Origin of the sequence: Pseudomonas zeae (assembly GCF_014268485.2) — a bacterium.
In the GTDB taxonomy this organism is placed as follows: domain Bacteria; phylum Pseudomonadota; class Gammaproteobacteria; order Pseudomonadales; family Pseudomonadaceae; genus Aquipseudomonas; species Aquipseudomonas neuropathica.
Genome location: NZ_CP077090.1, coordinates 4414662 through 4435211, shown reverse-complemented (window position 1 = coordinate 4435211; position 20550 = coordinate 4414662). Strand labels below are relative to the sequence as shown.

The 20550-nt window shown below is 58.8% G+C and carries 19 protein-coding genes and 4 tRNA genes; 18 read left to right on the top strand and 5 right to left on the bottom strand.

Annotated elements, in window-relative coordinates:
- Positions 1 to 59 precede the first annotated feature (59 nt).
- From HU754_RS19485 to HU754_RS19445, 9 genes are all read left to right on the top strand, one after another.
- On the top strand, positions 60 to 1271 hold the full coding sequence (locus HU754_RS19485) for an O-succinylhomoserine sulfhydrylase (protein ID WP_093432099.1): 1212 nt from the start codon (positions 60 to 62) through the stop codon (positions 1269 to 1271).
- Positions 1268 to 2044 carry an SDR family oxidoreductase gene (locus HU754_RS19480; protein ID WP_093432102.1) on the top strand — a complete coding sequence of 259 codons (777 nt, stop codon included), beginning with the start codon at positions 1268 to 1270 and terminating at the stop codon, positions 2042 to 2044. Before HU754_RS19485 ends, HU754_RS19480 begins: the two co-directional genes overlap by 4 nt.
- A gap of 216 nt (positions 2045 to 2260) precedes the next feature.
- Positions 2261 to 2336 (top strand) — tRNA-Val (locus tag HU754_RS19475).
- Positions 2337 to 2392: 56 nt separating this feature from the next.
- Positions 2393 to 2469: transfer RNA gene (locus HU754_RS19470), tRNA-Asp, on the top strand.
- A gap of 93 nt (positions 2470 to 2562) precedes the next feature.
- Positions 2563 to 2639: transfer RNA gene (locus HU754_RS19465), tRNA-Asp, on the top strand.
- Between the two features lie 497 nt (positions 2640 to 3136).
- Positions 3137 to 5968 (top strand): xanthine dehydrogenase family protein molybdopterin-binding subunit, encoded by a 2832-nt coding sequence (locus HU754_RS19460; RefSeq protein ID WP_186624934.1) that lies wholly within the window; start codon positions 3137 to 3139, stop codon positions 5966 to 5968.
- A complete protein-coding gene (locus HU754_RS19455) occupies positions 5961 to 6500 on the top strand; it encodes a (2Fe-2S)-binding protein (RefSeq protein WP_038369461.1) in 540 nt (179 codons plus the stop codon). The genes HU754_RS19460 and HU754_RS19455 overlap by 8 nt, the downstream gene beginning before the upstream one ends.
- A 2-nt stretch (positions 6501 to 6502) precedes the next feature.
- Positions 6503 to 7738: a c-type cytochrome gene (locus tag HU754_RS19450; RefSeq protein ID WP_186624933.1), complete on the top strand. Its 1236-nt coding sequence runs from the start codon at positions 6503 to 6505 to the stop codon at positions 7736 to 7738.
- Position 7739: 1 nt separating this feature from the next.
- Positions 7740 to 8711: an XdhC family protein gene (locus tag HU754_RS19445; protein WP_186624932.1), complete on the top strand. Its 972-nt coding sequence runs from the start codon at positions 7740 to 7742 to the stop codon at positions 8709 to 8711.
- 47 nt (positions 8712 to 8758) lie between these two features.
- On the opposite strand, the gene HU754_RS19440 is transcribed toward HU754_RS19445, so the two are convergent.
- Positions 8759 to 10042, bottom strand: coding sequence for an NAD(P)/FAD-dependent oxidoreductase (locus tag HU754_RS19440; protein WP_093432114.1), 1284 nt, complete (start codon positions 10040 to 10042; stop codon positions 8759 to 8761).
- Positions 10043 to 10225: 183 nt separating this feature from the next.
- On the opposite strand from HU754_RS19440, the gene HU754_RS19435 reads away from it, so the two are divergent.
- Both HU754_RS19435 and HU754_RS19430 read left to right on the top strand, forming a co-directional pair.
- Positions 10226 to 10302 (top strand) — tRNA-Val (locus HU754_RS19435).
- A gap of 605 nt (positions 10303 to 10907) precedes the next feature.
- Entirely contained in the window at positions 10908 to 11363 is a 456-nt protein-coding gene (locus HU754_RS19430) for a DUF2214 family protein (RefSeq protein WP_186624931.1), read from the top strand.
- Positions 11364 to 11588: 225 nt separating this feature from the next.
- Here HU754_RS19430 and csrA read toward each other — a convergent pair whose 3' ends face one another.
- Entirely contained in the window at positions 11589 to 11783 is a 195-nt protein-coding gene (gene csrA / locus HU754_RS19425) for a carbon storage regulator CsrA (RefSeq protein WP_003179932.1), read from the bottom strand.
- A 249-nt stretch (positions 11784 to 12032) separates the two neighbouring features.
- Between csrA and HU754_RS19420 the strand changes: the two genes are divergently transcribed.
- Both HU754_RS19420 and HU754_RS19415 read left to right on the top strand, forming a co-directional pair.
- Entirely contained in the window at positions 12033 to 12401 is a 369-nt protein-coding gene (locus tag HU754_RS19420; RefSeq protein ID WP_186624930.1) for an SPOR domain-containing protein, read from the top strand.
- An 11-nt stretch (positions 12402 to 12412) separates the two neighbouring features.
- Positions 12413 to 12649 carry a hypothetical protein gene (locus HU754_RS19415; RefSeq protein WP_367617434.1) on the top strand — a complete coding sequence of 79 codons (237 nt, stop codon included), beginning with the start codon at positions 12413 to 12415 and terminating at the stop codon, positions 12647 to 12649.
- Positions 12650 to 12710: 61 nt separating this feature from the next.
- Here the strand turns inward: HU754_RS19415 and HU754_RS19410 are convergent, their stop codons facing one another.
- From HU754_RS19410 to HU754_RS19400, 3 genes are all read right to left on the bottom strand, one after another.
- On the bottom strand, positions 12711 to 13400 hold the full coding sequence (locus HU754_RS19410; protein ID WP_093432123.1) for an endonuclease: 690 nt from the start codon (positions 13398 to 13400) through the stop codon (positions 12711 to 12713).
- A 4-nt stretch (positions 13401 to 13404) separates the two neighbouring features.
- Positions 13405 to 13674: a DUF1654 domain-containing protein gene (locus HU754_RS19405; RefSeq protein ID WP_371748305.1), complete on the bottom strand. Its 270-nt coding sequence runs from the start codon at positions 13672 to 13674 to the stop codon at positions 13405 to 13407.
- Positions 13675 to 13870: 196 nt separating this feature from the next.
- Positions 13871 to 14959 carry an asparaginase gene (locus tag HU754_RS19400; RefSeq protein WP_034152752.1) on the bottom strand — a complete coding sequence of 363 codons (1089 nt, stop codon included), beginning with the start codon at positions 14957 to 14959 and terminating at the stop codon, positions 13871 to 13873.
- Positions 14960 to 15308: 349 nt separating this feature from the next.
- On the opposite strand from HU754_RS19400, the gene HU754_RS19395 reads away from it, so the two are divergent.
- The 5 genes from HU754_RS19395 to HU754_RS19375 all read left to right on the top strand — a co-directional run bounded on the left by HU754_RS19395 (position 15309) and on the right by HU754_RS19375 (position 20528).
- Positions 15309 to 15764, top strand: coding sequence for a hypothetical protein (locus HU754_RS19395; protein ID WP_093432134.1), 456 nt, complete (start codon positions 15309 to 15311; stop codon positions 15762 to 15764).
- A 200-nt stretch (positions 15765 to 15964) separates the two neighbouring features.
- Positions 15965 to 16921, top strand: a complete 957-nt coding sequence (locus HU754_RS19390) for a sugar ABC transporter substrate-binding protein (protein WP_016984936.1) — start codon at positions 15965 to 15967, stop codon at positions 16919 to 16921.
- Between the two features lie 56 nt (positions 16922 to 16977).
- On the top strand, positions 16978 to 18531 hold the full coding sequence (locus tag HU754_RS19385; protein WP_186624929.1) for a sugar ABC transporter ATP-binding protein: 1554 nt from the start codon (positions 16978 to 16980) through the stop codon (positions 18529 to 18531).
- Positions 18528 to 19505 (top strand): ABC transporter permease, encoded by a 978-nt coding sequence (locus tag HU754_RS19380; protein ID WP_093432140.1) that lies wholly within the window; start codon positions 18528 to 18530, stop codon positions 19503 to 19505. Before HU754_RS19385 ends, HU754_RS19380 begins: the two co-directional genes overlap by 4 nt.
- Positions 19506 to 19508: 3 nt before the next feature.
- Positions 19509 to 20528 (top strand): LacI family DNA-binding transcriptional regulator, encoded by a 1020-nt coding sequence (locus tag HU754_RS19375; RefSeq protein WP_186624928.1) that lies wholly within the window; start codon positions 19509 to 19511, stop codon positions 20526 to 20528.
- Positions 20529 to 20550 lie beyond the last annotated feature (22 nt).

Genomic DNA, 20550 nt, shown 5'->3' with positions numbered 1-20550 from the left:
TGAGGGGCCGGTTTTGTATCTGACCTTCAATTTTCGAGAATACGGCAAGGAGTGACAGCATGAGTCAGGAATGGGATGCCGGTCGGCTGGACAGCGACCTCGAAGGCGTAGCGTTCGATACCCTGGCCGTACGTGCCGGTCAGCACCGTACGCCGGAAGGTGAGCACGGTGATCCGATGTTCTTCACCTCCAGCTATGTGTTTCGCACCGCTGCCGACGCGGCCGCACGGTTCGCCGGGGAAGTGCCGGGTAACGTTTACTCGCGTTATACCAACCCGACCGTGCGCGCGTTTGAAGAGCGCATCGCTGCGCTGGAGGGCGCCGAGCAAGCCGTTGCGACCGCAACCGGCATGGCCGCCATCATGGCGGTGGTGATGAGCTTGTGCAGCGCCGGCGACCATGTGTTGGTTTCGCGCAGCGTATTCGGTTCGACCATCAGCCTGTTCGAGAAGTACTTCAAGCGTTTCGGTGTGGAAGTCGATTACGTGCCTTTGGCCGACCTGTCGGGTTGGGATGCGGCAATCAAATCCAACACCAAACTGCTCTTTGTCGAGTCGCCCTCCAATCCGTTGGCCGAGCTGGTCGATATCACCGCACTGGCTGAAATTGCTCACGCCAAAGGCGCGATGCTGGTCGTCGATAACTGCTTCTGCACGCCAGCGTTGCAGCAGCCGCTGAAAATGGGCGCAGACATCGTCGTGCACTCGGCGACCAAGTTCATCGATGGCCAGGGCCGTTGCATGGGCGGTGTGGTGGCCGGTCGCAGTGAGCAGATGAAAGAAGTCGTCGGCTTCCTGCGCACTGCCGGGCCGACCCTGAGCCCGTTCAACGCGTGGATCTTTCTCAAAGGTCTGGAAACCCTGAACCTGCGGATGAAGGCGCACTGCGCGAATGCTCAGGCGCTAGCCGAATGGCTGGAGCAGCAGGACGGCATTGAGAAGGTGCATTACGCCGGTCTCAAGAGCCATCCGCAGCACGAACTGGCCCAGCGTCAGCAGAAGGGTTTCGGTGCGGTTGTAAGCTTTGAGGTCAAGGGCGGCAAAGAGGGCGCTTGGCGCTTCATCGATGCGACCCGACTGATTTCGATTACCGCCAACCTCGGCGACAGCAAGACCACGATCACGCACCCAAGCACCACCTCTCACGGCCGTCTAGCGCCGCAAGAGCGTGAAGCGGCGGGCATCCGTGACAGCCTGATTCGCATCGCGGTCGGTCTGGAAGACGTCGCTGACCTGCAAGCCGACCTGGCGCGCGGTCTGGCCGCGTTGTGATCGAGTTGTCTACGCCGACAGCAGGTACCCATGGCCGCGTCGCGCTGGTCACGGGTGCTGCGCGCGGTATCGGTCTGGGCATCGCTGCCTGGCTGATCAGCGAGGGCTGGCAAGTCGTGTTGACCGATCTGGATCGGGCGCGCGGTTCGAAAGTGGCGAAGGTGTTGGGCGAAAATGCCTGGTTCATTGCCATGGACGTTGCCGAGGAAAGTCAGGTGGCGCTCGGCGTGGCTGAGGTGCTGGGTCAGTTTGGTCGTCTCGATGCGCTGGTGTGCAACGCGGCGGTCGCTGATCCGCACAACATCACACTGGAAAGCCTCGATCTGGCTTACTGGAATCGGGTGCTGGCGGTGAATCTCAGTGGGCCGATGCTGTTGGCCAAGCACTGTGCGCCGTATCTGCGTGCGCACAACGGTTCGATCGTCAATCTGGCCTCTACTCGTGCGCGGCAGTCGGAAGCGGACTCCGAGGCTTATGCGGCGAGCAAGGGCGGCCTGCTGGCGCTTACGCATGCGTTGGCGATCAGTCTGGGGCCGGAGATTCGCGTCAACGCGGTCAGTCCGGGCTGGATCGACGCGCGCGATCCTTCTGCACGTCGAGCGGAGCCTTTGGCGGATGCCGATCATGCTCAGCATCCGGCGGGCAGGGTAGGGACGGTCGAGGATGTGGCGGCGATGGTTGCCTGGTTGCTGTCAAGGAATGCCGGGTTTGTTACCGGGCAGGAATTTGTCGTCGACGGTGGCATGACGAAAAAGATGATCTACAGCGAGTAGGTCGTCTTGTTCTCCTGAATTTGTGTTGAATCAACTGACGCCTTCGCGAGCAGGCTCGCTCCCACATTTGGAATGCATACCCCTGTGGGAGCGGGGTTACCCGCGAAAGCAGTTTTGCAGGATTGAAGCAATTTCGTCTTTTTCAGAAAAACTTCAATCCTGCTATTGACTTAGGTCTGCTACCTGCGTAAATTTCGCGGCCTCGGAGATGCAAACGGGTGATTAGCTCAGCTGGGAGAGCGTCTGCCTTACAAGCAGAATGTCGGCGGTTCGATCCCGTCATCACCCACCACTCCCCGAGAAACTTGCGTAAGCAAGAGCGTAGGCTGAAAGTGCCTGCACCGACGCGCAGCGGTAGTTCAGTCGGTTAGAATACCGGCCTGTCACGCCGGGGGTCGCGGGTTCGAGTCCCGTCCGCTGCGCCATATTTTACGAATCAGACTTGTCTGGTTCGCGATTGCAAAGCACCGAAGCTTGCAGTCAAAACGAGTTACTTGAGCGCAAGCTCAAAGCGATACGCAGCGGTAGTTCAGTCGGTTAGAATACCGGCCTGTCACGCCGGGGGTCGCGGGTTCGAGTCCCGTCCGCTGCGCCATATCTGCTCCAAGGACCACTGAACGCCTTGAGGCACCGAAAACAGCCGTTGGCTGATTCGGAATCGATAGCAAAGACCCTGGTCGAAAGACCGGGGTTTTTTGTGTCTGAAATTTGGCTTTTCCCTCTGCTCCTTCCCCCTGATTCTGAATTCGACACAAATCCCCATGTGGGAACGAGCCTGCTCGCGAATGCGGTGTCTCAGCAAAAAATGCGCTGACTGACACTACGCCTTCGCGAGCAAGCTCGCTCCCACATGGGTCGTTGGTATGTTCAACGAGCTCCTGCGGTGCCACGTCGCATTGATTTTCTGATCCTTTAGTCAAATTTTTGTAACTGGTTGTTTGCTGCGAGCGCAGAAACCTTTAAAGTTAACCTTTCGGTCAGCTTTGCACTGTCATCACGCCTTTCGTTTAGCCAAGAAAGGCTTCTGCAAGACTCGAGATTCCCCAGTAGATAACCAGAAGGGCGGACACATAACCGCCCAGAGGATGATCCATGTCCAACCGTGAAATATCCCGGCGCTCGTTCCTCCAGGGCGGGCTGGTGGCGGGTGTGAGCGTCACGCTCACGCCGCTCAGCAGTCAGGCGCTGGCAGCCTTGATGGAAAACACCGTCACCGTGCCGTCCGAGAAATGGCTCGGCAACAACGGCAAGGCGCGTCAGCGCAACGATGCACTGTCCAAGGTCTGCGGCAGCAAAGTCTTTGCCCGCGACATCCGTTCCAAGGACATGCCGGGCTGGCCTGAACAGCAAGGCCACGCCATGCTGCTGAAAACCATCAAGGCTGACCGCATCTACGACGGCTACGACCTGTCGTGGCTTGGCGCTGACTTGCAGCCTGACCGCATTGTCACCGCCGCTGATCTGGACAAAGACGGCATCGTCTTCCCCGAAGAGCACGCGCCGGATCCACTGCTGCCAGAAGGCAAAGTGCCGATGTTCATCGGTCACCCGGTGGCAATCCTGATCTGGAACGACTTCGAGCGTTACCGCCAGGCGAAGAACAAACTCAAATTCAATGACAAAGCGATTCGTTACGGTGCCAAAGTGCCGTTCTACGAAGGCGACCCCTACGGCAGCTTCCGCTACGTGCGCGTCGGCGGCGCGACCTCGGCCGACGAAGACGAATTCGCCAGCCTCAAAGACTCGATCCTGTTCCCGATGCTGAAGAACCGTCGTCCGGTGTGGAATTCCCAGCCGAACCTGCACGGCAATCTGACCGAGCGCGGCCTGTTCTACGCCGACCGCATGAAGCAAGAGATCGACACGCCGTCGGACAACTGGCTGGTGTTCGACGAGCGCTACAAGACCCCGTCGATCGAGCCGGCCGCCATGGAGCCGGACAACGGCAACGGCTGGTACGACCCGAAAACCAAGACCCTGCATTTCGTCGTGGCCACCCAGTGCCCGCTGGAGGCAGCGACCGAAACCGCGAAGATGATCGCGCCGTCGCGTTTCGGCCTCGACAACCTGAACATGCACCCGGGTTACACCGTCGGTTACGGTTCCAAAGACCACAACATCTTCGTCTACTACGCAGCCCTCGCGGCGCTGTATGGCGCGGGTGTGCCGGTGCGTCTGGCCAACGACCGCTACGAGCAGTTCCAGAGTGGCATCAAGCGCCACCCGTTCGACATCCGCTACCAGTTGGCCGTGGACAAGAATGACTACACCTTCAAGATTTTCCGTGCCGAAATGAGTGTCGACGGTGGCGGCCGGATCAATTACAGCCCATCCGTAGCCGCAGTGGGTGCCACGGCGGCGCAATCGATCTACTACATGCCGCAGAACGACCTGCAAGTCACCGCCTATCACTCGCGTGGTGTTGAGGCGGGTTCGATGCGCGGTTACGGCACCCTGCAAAGCATGGCGGCGACCGAGATGATGGTCGACGAAATCGCCAATCGCCTTGGTGTCGATGCGATCGATCTGCGTCGCAAGAACGCCCTGCGTTCCGGCATGAAAAACACCCAGGGCGCGATTCCGGCCGGTGCTCTGCGCCTGCATGAAATTCTCGACAAAGCCTCGGTGCACGAAGTCTGGAAAAACCGCGACGCGATCAAGAAGCAGCGCGAAGCCGCCGATCCGGACAACTGGTACGGCGTCGGTTTCGCCATTTGCCAGAAAGACTTCGGCACCGGTTCTGAAGCGCCAATGGCCAGCATCGAATTCACGGCTGACGGTCGCATCACTCTGCGCCATATCGGCATTGAGATCGGCACCGGCATGTCTACCTCGCAGGCGCTGGTGGTGGCCGATTTCCTCGGTAGCCCGGCGCACGAAGTGAAGACCGGCGAAACCGAGTGGAAGGAAATGCAGCTGATCACCAGCGGCAACCCTTACATCATGAGTCAGGCCGAGCAGGACAGCCTGCTGCGCAACCCGCGCTGGGTGGGCAAACTGGCTTCGGCCTCGTCGGCGACCAACTCGGCGTACTACTTCAGTCACGCCACCCGTGAAGCGGCACGCGTGCTGTTCAACAACGGTCTGTGGCCGGCGGCCATGGAAATCTGGCGTCAGGGCCCTTATGGCGGTCAAGCCAACCCTTACGTGGTGCGTCGCGAAGATGCGCATTGGGTCGACGGCAAACTCACGGCCAACGGCATGCAGCCGTTGAGCTTCGAAGAACTGGCCAAACACGCTCACGAGCGTGGCCTGGTGACCGGCGCTACCGTTCACGCATTCAACCGCTGGAGCTGGGCCGAGGCCGAATACAGCATCGACGGCGTGCGCGAGCGGCTGCCGCTCGACGGTCTGGCGGTGAAATATGGCGATGGCGCGCCGAAGGCGAAGAAGGCGCTGATGAGCACCGCTGGTTTCCACCTGTTGGATCGCCAGAACATCAATTACCCGGTTGTCCAGTTGAACAACGCTGCCGTGACTTACTACAGCCCGGTCGCGACACTGGTCGAACTGAAGGTCAACAAAGGCTCGGCGGAAGTCGAAGTGCTCAACCACCATTCGTGGGTCGAGTGCGGTCGGGTGCTGGTCGAAGAACTGGTCAAGGGCCAGCTCGAAGGTGGTATCGCCATGGGCATCGGCCACGCCTTGATGGAAGAAATGCCGCTGTACGAAGGCGGGCCGGGGGAGGGTGACTGGAACTTCAACCGTTACCGTTTGCCGATGGCGCGTCACGTTGCCGTATGGAAACAGACGTCGGAGATTCTGCCGGCTCTGTCGCCAAGTGATCCGTCCAAAGGCATCGCCGAAGTGGTGATGATCCCGATCGTCGGTGCCATCGGTAACGCCGTGGCGCACGCCATCGGTAAACGTGTTCGCGACCTGCCAATCACTGCTGCGCGCATCAAGGAGGCCCTCAATGGCTAACCGTCCGCTTCAACTGACCCTCAATGGTCAATCCGTCGGCCCGGTGGACATCCCTGATGACCTGCCGATGATCGACTACCTGCACGAATACAAGAACCTCACCGGTTCGCGCCTGGGCTGCGGCCAGGGCATCTGCCACGCCTGCGTGGTGATCGTCGATAACCCGGACGGTACCAGCGAAGAAGTGCGCACTTGCATCACCGGCGCGCACTATTTCGAAGGCAAGAAAGTCCGCACCATCGAGTCTCACGCCAAGCGTGACGAGAGCGGCCAGGTCACCGAGCTGAATCCGATCCAGCAACGCTTCGTCGACGAGTTCGCCTTCCAGTGCAGCTACTGCGCACCAGGTTTCGTCAACGCCGCGACCGTGCTGGTCGAGAAGCTGCAGCGCCAGCCGACCGTGCAAAGCAAGCTCGAACAAGTCATCGAGGACAGCCTCGGCCATCACGTCTGCCGTTGCACCGGGTACGTGCGTTACTACAACGCTACCCGCAACGTGCTGACCGATCTCGGCCTGGTCAAGGAGGGTTAAGCATGAAGCTTTTTCTGACTCGCCTGACCCTGGCGGTCGGCCTCGCTGCGCCGGTGTTGTTTGCCCACGCCGATGATCAGGTCAAGCGCGGCGAATACCTCGCCCGCGCCGCTGACTGCATGGCTTGCCACACTGCACCCGGTGGTGCGCCGTTCGCTGGTGGCCTGCCGATTGTGTCGCCGTTCGGCACGATCTACGGCACCAACATTACCCCGAGCAAAGAGCACGGCATCGGTTTGTACAACGATGACGAGTTCTTCGCGGCGCTGACTGAAGGCAAGCGTCGCGATGGCGCGAATTTGTATCCGGCGATGCCGTATACCTCGTATCACCTGATGCCGCGCGAAGACTCGGATGCGATCCATGCGTATCTGAAAACCATCGAGCCGATCGAGCGCGCAGCCCCGGTCACCAGTCTGAGCTTCCCGTTTAACGTGCGTCCGGGCCTGATCGGCTGGAACATGATGTACGGCAAAGCCCTGAAACTGGAGCCGGCCGAAGGCAAAAGCGAAGCCTGGAAGCGCGGCCAGTACATGGTCGAAGTGCTCGGTCACTGCGGCGAATGCCACACGCCGCGTGGCCTCCCGGGCGCAATGCAGCTGGACAAGCGTCTGACTGGCGGCATCCTCAATGGTTATCTGGCGCCGAGCCTGCTGGCCACTGATCTGGCCGCGCGCGGCTGGAACGAGCAGGATCTGGGCACGTTCCTCAAGCACGGCATGAGCGCGCAAGGGACGATGTTCAACGAGATGTTCCCGGTGTTCCACAACAGCACTCAAGGCCTGAGCGATGCCGATCTGGCGGCGATGGCGACGTTCCTGCTCGGCGACAAACCGCCGGCAGCCAAAGCCCTCGTTGAAGTGCCAGTCGAGAAACTCAGCGCCAGCGCCCAGCGCGGCCAGCAGGAATACCTGAACGTCTGCGCCGGTTGCCATGCGGTCGGTGGCGAAGGCAAGCCGCATATCGCGGTGGCCATGCGCGGTAATACCACGTTGCGCCTGGAAGACCCACGCAACCTGTTGCGCGTGATCGAGGACGGTATCGGTGAGCAGAAGTTCTCCGGTTTCGAGCACATGCAGCCGATGCCGGGCTTCGCTGGCAAGCTCAGTCCTGCGCAACTGACCGACCTGCTCAACTACCTGCGTCAAGGTTGGGGTGGTCAGTCCACGGAGTTGGCGGTGAGTGAAGTGCAGAAGCTGCAAGCCGACGCACCGTCCATCGAGCATAAGGCGCACTGACATGCAGCATCTTGATCTACAAGTGGTGCGCCGGGCGCTGGAGTGGTCGGTGGTGGGGCAGCGCATCTGGCTCTGCACCGTGCTGACGACTTATGGTTCGGCACCACGTGCGCCGGGTTCGCTGCTGGCGGTGAACGATGGCGGACAGTGGATCGGCTCGCTGTCCGGCGGTTGCGTCGAGGAAGATTTCCTTGAGCGCGTCGCCGAAGGGGCGTTTCTCGATGCGGTCAACGTCGTGCGTTATGGCGAGGGTGATGATCCGCGCTCGCGGGTCAGCCTGCCTTGTGGCGGAATTCTCGATGTGCTGGTAGAGAAATTTGACGCCGACTGCGAGGTACAGGCGCATCTGCGTGAATTGGAGTCGGCGCTGCTCGGTCAGCGCCGCTTGATTCGCGAGGTCGATCTGGCCAGCGGTGCACGCAGTCTGTTCGCTGATCGCGAGCAGGGCGCGCGGATCGAGCGTGAGATTGATCGGGTGCGCGTTCGTGTCGGCGCGGCGCAGCGTTTGTTGCTCGCCGGGTATTCCAGTGTGGCGCAGGCGTGTGCCGAGTTTGCCGTTGGATTGGGTTTTGAGGTGATTCTCTGCGATCCGCGCGACGAGGTGCTTGAAGGCGTGGTGCTGGATGGCGTGGAGATTCGTCGGCAGTTGCCGTCGGTGTTTATTGCTGACGGTGGCTGTCATCGTGATACCGCAGTCGTAGCGCTCACTCACGATCCGCGTATCGATGACCTGGCGATGATGGAAGCGGTGCGCACCGAAGCGTTCTACATTGGCGTGATGGGCTCGCTGCAGACGTCACAGAAGCGCTTCGAGCGTTTGCGTCGAATTGGCGGCGTGGGCGAGGCGGAGTTGGCGCGGATTCATGCGCCGATCGGTCTTAACCTCGGCAGCAAGACGCCAGCGGAAATTGCCTTGGCGGTGCTGGCGGATATCCTGCGAATCCGTAGCGGGATTGCCCGAGACCAACTCTGAAACCGTTCTATGTTGAATAAGAAGGGCCGCTGTTCAGCGGCCCTTTTTTACATCCCGAATTTGTCGCGCAAGCCGTAATACCAAGCGCCCAACGCCGCAAATGGTGTACGCAGCAACTGCCCGCCGGGGAACGGGTAGTGTGGCAAATCGGCAAACGCATCAAAGCGCTCGGCCTGACCGCGTAGCGCTTCGGCCAGCACTTTGCCTGCAAGATGCGTGTAGGTCACGCCATGGCCGCTGCAACCCTGCGAATAATAGATGTTGTCGCCCAGGCGCCCGACCTGTGGCAAGCGCGACAGGGTCAGCAGGAAATTTCCGGTCCAGGCGTAGTCAATCTTCACATCCTTGAGCTGCGGGAAGGCCTTGAGCATTTTCGGGCGGATGATCGCTTCGATGTTCGCCGGGTCGCGCGCGCCATACACCACACCGCCGCCGAAGATCAGGCGCTTGTCGCCCGTGAGGCGGTAGTAGTCGAGCAGGTAATTGCAGTCTTCAACGCAGTAGTCCTGCGGCAGCAGCGCTTTCGCCAGTTCGTCACCCAGTGGCTCGGTGGTGATGACTTGCGTGCCGCACGGCATCGATTTGGCCGCAAGCTCCGGCACCAGATTACCGAGGTAGGCATTGCCCGCGACGATGATAAACTTGGCCCTGACCTTGCCCTGCGGCGTGTGCACCACCGGGTTGGCGCCGCGCTCGATGCGCACGGCGGGTGACTGTTCATGGATCGTGCCACCGAGAGACTCGACCGCCGCCGCTTCGCCCAGCGCAAGGTTCAGCGGGTGGATGTGCCCACCGCTCATGTCGAGCATGCCGCCGACGTACTGATCGCACGCAACCACTTCGCGAATGCGGCGCTGATCGAGCAGTTCCAGTTGCGTATGACCGAAGCGCTCCCAGAGGCGCTTCTGCGATTCCAGGTGGCCCATCTGCTTGGCCGTCAGCGCCGCGAACACGCCGCCGTCCTTCAGGTCGCACTGGATGTTGTACTTGGCCACGCGCTCGCGAATGATCCGGCCGCCTTCGAATGCCATCTGCCCGAGCAGTTGCGCCTGCTTCGGTCCGACGCTGCGTTCGATCACATCAATGTCACGGCTATAACTGTTAACGATCTGCCCGCCATTACGCCCGGAGGCGCCGAACCCGACCTTGGCCGCCTCCAGCACGGTGACGCGAAAACCGTTCTCCAACAGAAACAGCGCTGAGGACAATCCGGTATACCCGGCGCCGATCACACAGACGTCCGTCTCCACATCATCCTGCAAGGCAGGGCGGGGCGGTACGGCATTGGCCGACGCAGCGTAATAAGACTCTGGGTAAGGGGTGTTCGCCATCCTGCAGCCTCTGTTTAATATATTTTACGAGTGCGTCGATCCTACCCGAGTTGAAAAACCTCCGCCAGCCACCGGAAAATCTGCGTCGGCGAGCCGAAATTAAATATTTTGCATATTCATAGGGTTAGGTGAAAAAAAGGTGTTGACACCCCTCCGGAATTCCGTAGAATGCCGCCTCACAGCAGGCACGTAGCTCAGTTGGTTAGAGCACCACCTTGACATGGTGGGGGTCGTTGGTTCGAGTCCAATCGCGCCTACCAAACAAAATCCGCTCTGCTGGGCGGTCTAGAAGGGCTCACCGAAAGGTGGGCCCTTTTTTGTTGTCTGCGATTTGCAAAACCCTCCTCAGGGCGCCAGCTGGACTTCGCGTTTAGTCGATCTCAGGGCATTCGAAATTCCATGCGAGGCCTGTTGATCCACTGCGAGTCGTGCTTCACCGTTTAGCGGTCCTTGCTGAATGGCGTGCGCAAGTCTTCGTCGTGCCTCCCACCTCTGATCGAATTTCTGCGTCGTCGGGTCAGGCGGTTGGTTGACGATTCACCGTTCGTCGCCAGCGCCCTTTGAAAAAGTGTGGATATTGAACAGGTTACGAGTGTTACTAACCAGCCAGTTATCAAAAAAATGTTGTTACTGTTCGTGGGATTAAGTAACATTCGTCCCGCGTTCACCACCACGGTTTATGCATTTTTAAATCCCAAGCTTCCATCAGCTGCTTGGGATTTTTTTTGCCTGCGATTTGCCTCAACTGGCTGAAATTTCTCCTTTCGATCTCTCCTGAAAGCCTGGCGACACTCCGCAGGCACATCCTGGTTTTTTCAACTACTACTGACTGGCCGATTTTCAACTCTGCGATGAGGGGGTATCGATGCTGGTTCATTGGTTTCTTGCGACTGTTCATCTTCTGGCATTTGCCTTGGGATTCTGGGCGGTACTGACGCGTGGCACGGCGTTTAATCGCCTTGCTGTCGGTTCAGGCGAGCCCCGGCGCGTTTTACAGGCCGATAACCTATGGGGCATCTCTGCATTGATTCTGCTGGTGACAGGCGGGATGCGGGCTTTTGGAGGCTTTGAAAAGGGCACTGACTATTATCTTCATCAGCCACTGTTTCATCTGAAGATGACGCTGTTTGTGCTGATCCTGATTGTAGAGCTCGCCCCGATGATCACGTTGGTCAAGTGGCGGATCGCTTCCGCACGCGGCGCAGCAATCGATACCGGGCGCGCGAAGCTGTACGCGCGAATCAGTCATGTCGAGGCGTTGTTGCTGGTGCTGATGGTGATTGCGGCCACAGGCATGGCGCGTGGTGTGACATTCGGTTAGAGGGCGAATTCTCTGCGCTCTATCGGAAATGTCCGACAGCCAGCCTCGGGGATGGCAGGTAGTATCGGGCAGCAAGAGCATGCGGGGAGAGGTAGGAAGGGGAGTCGGGTTTTGCGTGTCAGGCGCCGTGCCCAACAGAGTGGGGAGCGGATGGCAATACGGCGCGTGAATCTCTAGCCAGTCATTCCACAAGGTAAACAGACTGGCTACTGACTGCGATCTGGCTCAGGGAGTTTGTGGCTTGTCCGGGGCGGTCAGGCCAGCCTGAATGCGCTGGTAAATCTCTTCACGGTGCACGGCAACGTTTTTCGGAGCGTTGATACCAATGCGGACCTGTTGGCCGCTTACGCCCAGAATGGTGATCGTAATGTCATCACCAATGTTTATGCTTTCACCGACTTTGCGGGTGAGTATCAGCATGGTCTTCTCCTTGATTGCTTTGTAGGGCACCTGATTCAGACAGTGCAGAGGTCGGTGTACGTATAGATTAGTGCGAAGTCTCACGGTTTGGGTGCCTCTTTCTGACGCGCAGAAGCGGCATTAATTCCCAGGGCGTAACTATACAGAGGCTGCAAGCATCAATCTCGTTGTTTTGTGCCCATTTTGCGGGGCTCGCGAAGTATTTATGAATGATAAGATCGCGGCTTTGAGAATTTCGAGGAAAGCGTTGTGCGCAAATTGGTTTGGGTAGTCGCGGCACTGGTATTGGCAGGGTGTGGTGAAGGCAAGAATGTAGAGGCGCCAAAACCACAATCGGCTGCAGTAACCGCGCCGGCGGCGGCCGCTGCACCACAATGGGATCTCGAAGTGCGCGGTGAAACGCCACAGGCTGTCAGCGACCTGAGTGGCTGGCTGATCGAGCACGCCTTCGTGCCTACGGTGATCAAGGACAGCAGCGGCAAAACGCGAATTCTGATTGGTCCGTTCAACTCTCAGGCTGAAGCTGAAGCACGTAAGGTGCAAGTGGATGCAGCGTTGGTGAAGGCCAAGAAACAGAACGTTGAGTCGGTGCTGGTCGAGCATCCGCTCACGCCGTAAACGAGCGGGCGGTGACTCTGCCAGTTGATATGGCAGCAGCGGGGCAAGCGATTGAGTTGGCTGACGTCGACATGGAAAAGAACATTCTCCGGGAAATCGCCGGCACCGCCACTGACGGCTGTTACGGCTGGATTGCCGGAGAGTCGGCAGCCGTCATGAAGATTGCGCAGATGCCTGATCAAAGAGCGTGGCATACCTCGCGAGTCACTGAGTTTGATGGGCTGCTGGCGACACAACAAAGCCGCTAATCAGGTGCAAATGAAAAGGCCTCGAACATCACGTTCGAGGCCTTTTTTGTCTGAGCTGCAATCAGCCGCAGGCTTTCATGTTCACTGGGCCGACAAACTCATTACCGCGTCCCATCACGCATGCCACGCTCTGATTACGCTGACGCTCCCAGTCCTGCACCGGGTAAGTCTTGTCCCACGCTTCATACAATTGGCGATCCTGCTTCGACAGGCGCAAGCCGTATTGCTTGCTCATGTAGAAGTACGTGCGGGCGATCATGCCGCGAATCGACGGGCGGGGCATGACCTTCTTCGCCTTGAAGTCGACCTGGGTCAGGCACGAACCGTATTGCCCGGACTGCACGGGCAACCAGCCGTAGCTGAAGTTGCTGCGATCGCCATTGACCTCGCCAATGCTTGGCACCAGGTTATGCAAATCGGCTTCGGCCTTTTGATAGGTCGGGTCGTAACGGGTGCAGTTCTTGCGTCCGCCTTCCTGCCAGCATTGGCGCTGATGGCCGAACTGCCAGGCCGGCACAATGTGTTCCCACTCGATGCGTGATGCGCGCTTGGCATTCTTGCGCGGTACGTAACCGCAAGCCTTCAGATCAACTTTGTTGCCAGTGTACTTGCACCCGCAATAAAACTCTGTGGACTGCGGCGCATACAGTTTCCAGGCGACCTTCTTGGCTTCGGTGAATGTGCGGGGTGCGCCAGCCTGGGCACCCATGGCGAAAAACAACAACAGCAAAGCAAAACAGCGGACACTCATTGAATCAATCTTCCTTCGGCACAACCCAAAAAATCTGCACGCCACCGTCGTCGCGATAGGCGAGGGTGACGTTGTCGTTCTCGTCGATTTCCTCAAGCAGGCGCTCCCACTCGTCCATCGGCTCGTCCGGAAGACGAAAGATCAGTGCGGCTTTGGCTTTTTGTGCGGTGGGGGAATTGATGATTTTCTGAACGCGCATGCCTATGCGTTCGTAAGCGTCAGGAGCATCAGGGGAGGTGGCCACGAGGTTATCCTTATTAAGCTGTACGTGCATACAGTATTTAACTGTAAGCATTTTCGCAACTGCTTAAAATTCAAGAAAATCCTCTGACAGCGGTTTTCGGATTTTGGTGTAGGTCGTGCCGAGTTTTTTGTAGGAAAAGTGCGAGAGCTTTGTGAGCGTTGCACCACCCGCCCGTCAGGCGAGTGGTGCAGGGTGCCCAATCAAGAATTGACCGGGCGAAAGTCCATCAGTATTCCCAGAACATCCGTTGCAGCTCTTTGCTGTCATTGGTTTTGGTCAGGGCGACCATTGCCAGGATGCGGGCTTTCTGCGGGTTCAGGTCGTGAGCGACAACCCAGTCGTATTTGTCGTCTGGTTGTTCGGCGTTACGCAGAACGAAGCCGCCAGCGTTGACGTGGGACGAGCGAATGATTTGCACGCCATCCTTGCGCAGCGCTTGCAGGGCTGGAACAACGCGGGAGGAGACCGAGCCGTTACCGGTGCCGGCATGGATGATCGCCTTGGCACCGGATTGTGCGAGAGCCTTGTAGGCAGTATCGCTGACGTTGCCGTAGGAATAAGCGATTTCTACGTCAGGCAGGCTCTTGATATTTTTGATATCGAATTCCGAATCCATGGTGTGACGCTTGGCTGGCAAGCGGAACCAGTAGGATTTGCCTTCAACCACCATGCCCAGTGGGCCCCAGGCGCTTTTGAACGCTTCGGTCTTGATGTTGATCATCTTGCTGACGTCACGACCGGACTGGATTTCATCGTTCATGGTCACCAGTACGCCTTTGCCGTGCGCTTCTTTGCTGCTGGCCACGGCCACGGCGTTGTACAGGTTGAGCATGCCATCGGCGGACATCGCGGTGCCCGGACGCATTGAGCCGACGACGATGATTGGCTTGTCGGTTTTTTCTACCAGGTTGAGGAAGTAAGCGGTTTCTTCCAGGGTATCGGTGCCGTGGGTGATGACAATGCCATCGACGTCTTTGCTATCGGCCAGTTCGGCCACGCGACGACCCAGTTGCAGCAGGTTTTCGTTGGTGATGCTTTCCGAGGCAATCTGCATGACTTGTTCGCCACGCACGTTCGCCAGTTTGCTCAGCTCGGGAATGCCGGCGATCAATTGTTCGACGCCAACCTTCGCCGCTTGATAGGTGGCGCTGTTAGCGGCGCTCGCGCCGGCGCCGGCAATGGTGCCGCCGGTGGCAAGTACCACGACATTGGCGAGCTTGGTCTGGGTTTCGACTTCTTTCGCCTGAAGGGCGGTGGGCAGGAGCAGGAGAAGGGCCAAAGCACCCGGGACCAAAGTGTTGAAAGCAGATTTCATTATTTTTCTCTCTAGTAGTGAGACGGTGCTGATGCAGGTTCATCTAGATGCGCCCCGAGCCGATCTGAATGCTCGGGGTGCAGGCTAGGGAGCAGGATCTGTACCAGCCCTACTTTGCTTTAGAGAAATGTTTAACTTGATGATTTACATCAAGATTTTATGAATTTGCAAATGGTGGGGCAAAGCGTTTATCCGGGTTTCCGAACATTGGTGGCTTTCGCGTTCGGTTCACCGAAAGGGATTGCGGCTTTTGTCGAATGAAACCGGTTGCCGGCTCCGGATTCTTTACTAAAGAAACCGGCCTTGAGGCCGATGGTTGTTCTGGGAAACGCTTTTTTAGGGAGTTCACATGTCACTGACGATCGGTTTTTCAAACCCGGGTACAGTCACCATCGGCGGTAAAACCGCAGCGACGATCAATGCGATGAACCAGGCAGAAGCGGACGCTTCTGACGAGGCGCTGGGCGTTGAAAAAGAGCCGAGCAACCAGGTCAGGACCGGCGGCCCTGCGCAAGAAGCCAGTCAGGCCGATAGCGCGGACAGCGGCGACAGTCTGAATGTCACCGTGAAAATGCTGCTCAAGCGGATGAAAGAGTTGCAGAAGCAACTGCAGGAGCAGCAACAGCAACTGGCGGCGGCTCAGGCTGCGAGCTATCCGACACCTGAGGCCAAGTCGCAGGCGGTGATGTCCATTCAGGGTCAGATCGCGCAGACCAGCGGCGCACTCATGGAGGTCGCGGCGGCGTTGCTCAAGGAAATGTCCCAAGGCTCCACCAGCGGCAACGTGGTCAATACCACGGCCTGAGCATCAAGGGACGAAGCAACGGATTCGTCCTTTAATCAATACCGATTTCTGATTGTTGACAAATGTCGGCGGGATTCGCATAGTTCGGTCTACGCAAACGTTTGCGCGGCGCTCTCGGGGCACTATGGCCCTGCAGATAGCCAAGTAGCTTACGCCAGCGCAAGCGTTGCTCACAATAATCATAAGATCGGAGTGAACCCATGAAGCTGCCATTCGCTGGACGTCTTCTTGCTGTCGCTATGCTGGCTGCCACAGCCGCCGCACTACCTGTCTCCTCGGCATTCGCCGAATCCGCCGAAAAACCCAAAGTCGCGCTGGTCATGAAGTCTCTGGCCAACGAATTCTTCCTGACCATGGAAGATGGCGCCAAGGCCTATCAGAAAGAACACTCCGCCGATTTCGACCTGATCTCCAATGGCATCAAGGATGAAACCGATACTGCTGGCCAGACCCGCATCGTCGAGCAAATGATCCTGGCCAAGGTCAATGCACTGGTGATCGCGCCTTCCGATTCCAAGGCCATGGTGCCGGTGATCAAGAAAGCCGTCGATGCCGGCATTACCGTGATCAACATCGACAATCAACTCGATCCGGCCATCGTCAAAAGCAAAAACATCAGCGTGCCCTTCGTAGGCCCGGACAATCGCAAAGGCGCGCGTCTGGTCGGTGAGTACTTGGCCAAGCAGCTCAAGGCCGGTGACGAAGTCGGCATCATTGAAGGTGTGTCCACCACGACCAACGCTCAGCAACGTACCGCTGGCTTCAAGGATGCGATGGACGCTGCGCAGATCAAGATCGTTTCCCTGCAATCCGGTGACTGGGAGATCGACAAGGGCAACAAGGTTGCCGCTTCGATCCTCAGCGAATACCCGGACGTCAAAGCACTGCTGGCCGGTAACGACAGCATGGCCGTCGGCGCCGTTTCGGCAGTACGTGCCGCTGGCAAGGCCGGTCAGGTTCAGGTGGTCGGTTACGACAACATCAACGCCATCAAGCCAATGTTGAAGGATGGTCGCGTGTTGGCCACGGCTGACCAGTTCGCTGCGAAGCAGGCAGTGTTCGGCATCGAAACCGCGCTGAAAATCATCAAGGGCGAAAAAGTCGACAGTGGTGCCAACGGCGTGATCGAAACACCGGTCGAGCTGGTCACCAAGTAAGTCTTCTGACGACACAACGGCGCTCGTCCGTCCGGGCGAGCGCATGGAGAGTTTTTATGTCAGTTTCCGCCCCGAACGCTGTCCTCTCGGTCAGCGGTATCGGTAAGACCTATGCGCAACCGGTGCTCACCGGCATCGATCTGACGCTGATGCGCGGTGAAGTGCTGGCGCTGACCGGCGAGAATGGTGCCGGCAAAAGTACCCTGTCGAAAATCATTGGCGGACTGGTCACGCCGACCACCGGCCAGATGCAATTCCACGGCAAGGACTACCGTCCGGGCAGTCGTACACAGGCTGAAGAACTCGGCGTGCGTATGGTTATGCAAGAGCTCAATCTGTTGCCGACATTGTCGGTCGCGGAAAACCTGTTTCTCGACAACCTGCCAAGCAACGGCGGCTGGATCAGCCGAAAACAACTGCGCAAAGCAGCGATCGAAGCCATGGCGCAAGTCGGTCTCGACGCGATTGATCCGGATACGCTGGTCGGCGAGCTGGGGATCGGCCATCAGCAGATGGTTGAAATCGCCCGTAACCTGATTGGCGATTGCCATGTGCTGATTCTCGATGAGCCGACCGCGATGCTGACCGCACGTGAAGTCGAAATGCTGTTCGAGCAGATCACCCGGTTGCAGGCGCGCGGCGTTTCGATCATTTACATTTCCCACCGTCTCGAAGAGCTGGCCCGTGTCGCACAGCGCATTGCCGTGCTGCGCGACGGCAATCTGGTCTGTGTCGAGCCGATGGCCAATTACAACAGCGAGCAACTGGTTACGCTGATGGTCGGTCGTGAACTGGGCGAACACATCGACATGGGCCCGCGCAATATCGGCGCCCCGGCGCTGACTGTCACGGGTTTGAATCGCTCTGACAAAGTGCGCGATGTTTCATTCGAAGTCCGTGCCGGCGAGATCTTCGGGATTTCCGGATTGATCGGGGCAGGGCGCACAGAACTGCTGCGACTGATTTTTGGTGCGGACGTTGCCGACAGCGGCACCATCGCGCTCGGCTCCCCGGCCAAAGTGGTCAGTGTGCGCTCGCCGGTCGATGCGGTGCGCAACGGTATCGCATTGATTACCGAAGACCGCAAAGGTGAAGGCCTGCTGCTGAGTCAATCGATCAGCGCCAACATCGCACTGGGCAACATGCCGGAAATCTCCAGTGGCGGTGTCGTCAACAATGGCGACGAGATCGCTTTGGCGCAGCGTCAGATCGACGCCATGCGCATTCGTAGTTCGAGTCCGACACAACTGGTTTCAGAGTTGTCCGGTGGCAACCAGCAGAAGGTTGTGATCGGCCGCTGGCTGGAGCGCGACTGTTCGGTGCTGCTGTTCGACGAGCCGACCCGTGGAATCGACGTCGGCGCCAAGTTCGACATTTATGCCTTGCTCGGCGAATTGACGCGCCAGGGCAAAGCGCTGGTGGTGGTGTCCAGTGATCTGCGTGAGTTGATGCTGATCTGTGACCGCATCGGCGTGTTGTCGGCCGGCCGGTTGATCGACACCTTCGAGCGCGACAGCTGGACCCAGGATGACTTGCTTGCCGCCGCGTTCGCCGGCTACCAAAAACGTGATGCGTTGCTCAATGAAGCGGCGCCTAGGGATCTCCCATGAAAACTGCATCTCCTGCCGGCAAACGTAGTGGCAACTTCTACGGTCTGGGCACTTATCTGGGCCTGGCCGGCGCCTTGCTGGCGATGATTGCGCTGTTCTCGGTCTTGAGCAGCCACTTTCTGTCCTATAACACCTTCAGTACGCTGGCCAACCAGATCCCTGATCTGATGGTGCTGGCGGTCGGCATGACCTTCGTGTTGATCATCGGCGGCATCGACCTCTCGGTGGGGTCGGTGCTGGCGCTTGCCGCTTCAACGGTCAGCGTCGCCATTCTCGGTTGGGGCTGGAGCGTATTGCCGTCGGCGTTGCTCGGCATGGCAGTGGCGGCGCTGGCTGGCACCGTGACCGGTTCAATCACGGTGGCGTGGCGGATTCCATCGTTCATCGTCTCCCTGGGCGTGCTGGAAATGGCTCGGGGTCTGGCTTATCAGATGACGGGATCGCGCACCGCGTACATCGGTGATTCGTTTGCCTGGCTGTCGAACCCGATCGCGTTCGGCATCTCGCCATCGTTTATCATTGCTTTGCTGGTGATTATCATCGCTCAGGCCGTGTTGACCCGTACCGTATTCGGTCGCTACCTGATCGGCATTGGCACCAACGAAGAGGCGGTGCGCCTCGCGGGGATCAATCCGAAACCCTACAAGATTCTGGTCTTCAGCCTGATGGGGCTGCTGGCCGGTATCGCTGCGCTGTTTCAGATTTCCCGTCTGGAAGCCGCTGACCCGAATGCCGGTTCCGGTCTGGAGTTGCAGGTAATCGCAGCTGTGGTTATCGGTGGTACCAGCCTGATGGGCGGGCGTGGTTCGGTGATCAGCACATTCTTTGGCGTGTTGATCATTTCGGTCCTGGCGGCAGGTCTGGCGCAGATCGGTGCGACTGAGCCGACCAAACGAATCATCACCGGCGCCGTCATCGTGATCGCGGTGGTGCTCGACACTTATCGCAGTCAGCGCGCCAGTCGCCGGGGCTAAGAGATGGCAACGATCAAGGATGTGGCAGCCCTCGCGGGGATTTCCTACACGACGGTGTCGCATGTGGTGAACAACACCCGGCCGGTGAGTCGGGAGGTGCGGTTGAAAGTCGAGGCGGCGATCAAGAGCCTCGACTATGTGCCGAGTGCGGTGGCGCGCTCGCTCAAAGCCAAGACCACTGCAACCATCGGCCTGCTGGTGCCCAACAGTCTCAACCCGTATTTCGCCGAGTTGGCGCGGGGCATCGAGGATTATTGCGAGCGTAACGGCTATTGCGTGATCCTCTGCAACTCCGACGACAATCCCGACAAGCAGCGCAGCTATTTGCGCGTGTTGCTGGAGAAACGCATCGACGGTTTGATCGTTGCTTCCGCTGGCGGTGACAGCGGTCTGGCGCAGGGGTTGGCCGGGGTGAAAACGCCGATGGTCATCGTCGACCGAGGTCTGGATGGCGTCGATGCCGATCTGGTGCGTATCGACCACGAATACGGCGCTTACCTCGCGACCCGGCACTTGCTTGAGTTGGGGCACCGCGACATCGCCACCATCGGCGGCCCGGCCAGCACCAGCGTTGCGCAGATGCGTCTGGCCGGCTATTGCCGAGCGCTGAAAGAGGCGGGCGTTGACGTCCGTCAGGAGCGCATGCTGGAAAGCGATTTCACCAGTACTGGCGGGTACAACGCAGCGGCGATTCTGCTCGAGCGCAATCCGCCGAGCGCAATCTTTGCCGGTAACGACATGATCGGCATTGGTGTGCTGCGAGCGGCGGCGGAGCGCAATGTGCGCGTGCCGAGCGAGCTGTCGGTGATTGGTTTCGACGATATCCAGATGAGTCGTTACGTCTATCCGGCACTCACCACGGTGGGGCAATCAATCCTGCAACTGGGCGAGATGGCGGCCGAAGTGCTGCTGCGCAGGATTGCCACGCCGAGCCTGGGCACTGATCAACGGATCGTGACTCCGAGTATTGTCTTGCGCGAATCCACTGCACCGTTGTCCGGCGTGTTCACCGAATACCGCTGAAACCGAATTGACGAGTAATGAT

Bases quoted from the DNA above. Each gene is read 5' to 3' on its own strand.
- HU754_RS19485 (WP_093432099.1), top strand. From the start codon at position 60: ATGAGTCAGGAATGGGATGCCGGTCGGCTGGACAGCGACCTCGAAGGC.
- HU754_RS19460 (WP_186624934.1), top strand. From the start codon at position 3,137: ATGTCCAACCGTGAAATATCCCGGCGCTCGTTCCTCCAGGGCGGGCTG.
- HU754_RS19455 (WP_038369461.1), top strand. From the start codon at position 5,961: ATGGCTAACCGTCCGCTTCAACTGACCCTCAATGGTCAATCCGTCGGC.
- HU754_RS19450 (WP_186624933.1), top strand. From the start codon at position 6,503: ATGAAGCTTTTTCTGACTCGCCTGACCCTGGCGGTCGGCCTCGCTGCG.
- HU754_RS19445 (WP_186624932.1), top strand. From the start codon at position 7,740: ATGCAGCATCTTGATCTACAAGTGGTGCGCCGGGCGCTGGAGTGGTCG.
- HU754_RS19440 (WP_093432114.1), bottom strand. From the start codon at position 10,042: ATGGCGAACACCCCTTACCCAGAGTCTTATTACGCTGCGTCGGCCAAT.
- HU754_RS19430 (WP_186624931.1), top strand. From the start codon at position 10,908: ATGCTGGTTCATTGGTTTCTTGCGACTGTTCATCTTCTGGCATTTGCC.
- csrA (WP_003179932.1), bottom strand. From the start codon at position 11,783: ATGCTGATACTCACCCGCAAAGTCGGTGAAAGCATAAACATTGGTGAT.
- HU754_RS19410 (WP_093432123.1), bottom strand. From the start codon at position 13,400: ATGAGTGTCCGCTGTTTTGCTTTGCTGTTGTTGTTTTTCGCCATGGGT.
- HU754_RS19405 (WP_371748305.1), bottom strand. From the start codon at position 13,674: ATGCACGTACAGCTTAATAAGGATAACCTCGTGGCCACCTCCCCTGAT.
- HU754_RS19400 (WP_034152752.1), bottom strand. From the start codon at position 14,959: ATGAAATCTGCTTTCAACACTTTGGTCCCGGGTGCTTTGGCCCTTCTC.
- HU754_RS19395 (WP_093432134.1), top strand. From the start codon at position 15,309: ATGTCACTGACGATCGGTTTTTCAAACCCGGGTACAGTCACCATCGGC.
- HU754_RS19390 (WP_016984936.1), top strand. From the start codon at position 15,965: ATGAAGCTGCCATTCGCTGGACGTCTTCTTGCTGTCGCTATGCTGGCT.
- HU754_RS19385 (WP_186624929.1), top strand. From the start codon at position 16,978: ATGTCAGTTTCCGCCCCGAACGCTGTCCTCTCGGTCAGCGGTATCGGT.
- HU754_RS19380 (WP_093432140.1), top strand. From the start codon at position 18,528: ATGAAAACTGCATCTCCTGCCGGCAAACGTAGTGGCAACTTCTACGGT.
- HU754_RS19375 (WP_186624928.1), top strand. From the start codon at position 19,509: ATGGCAACGATCAAGGATGTGGCAGCCCTCGCGGGGATTTCCTACACG.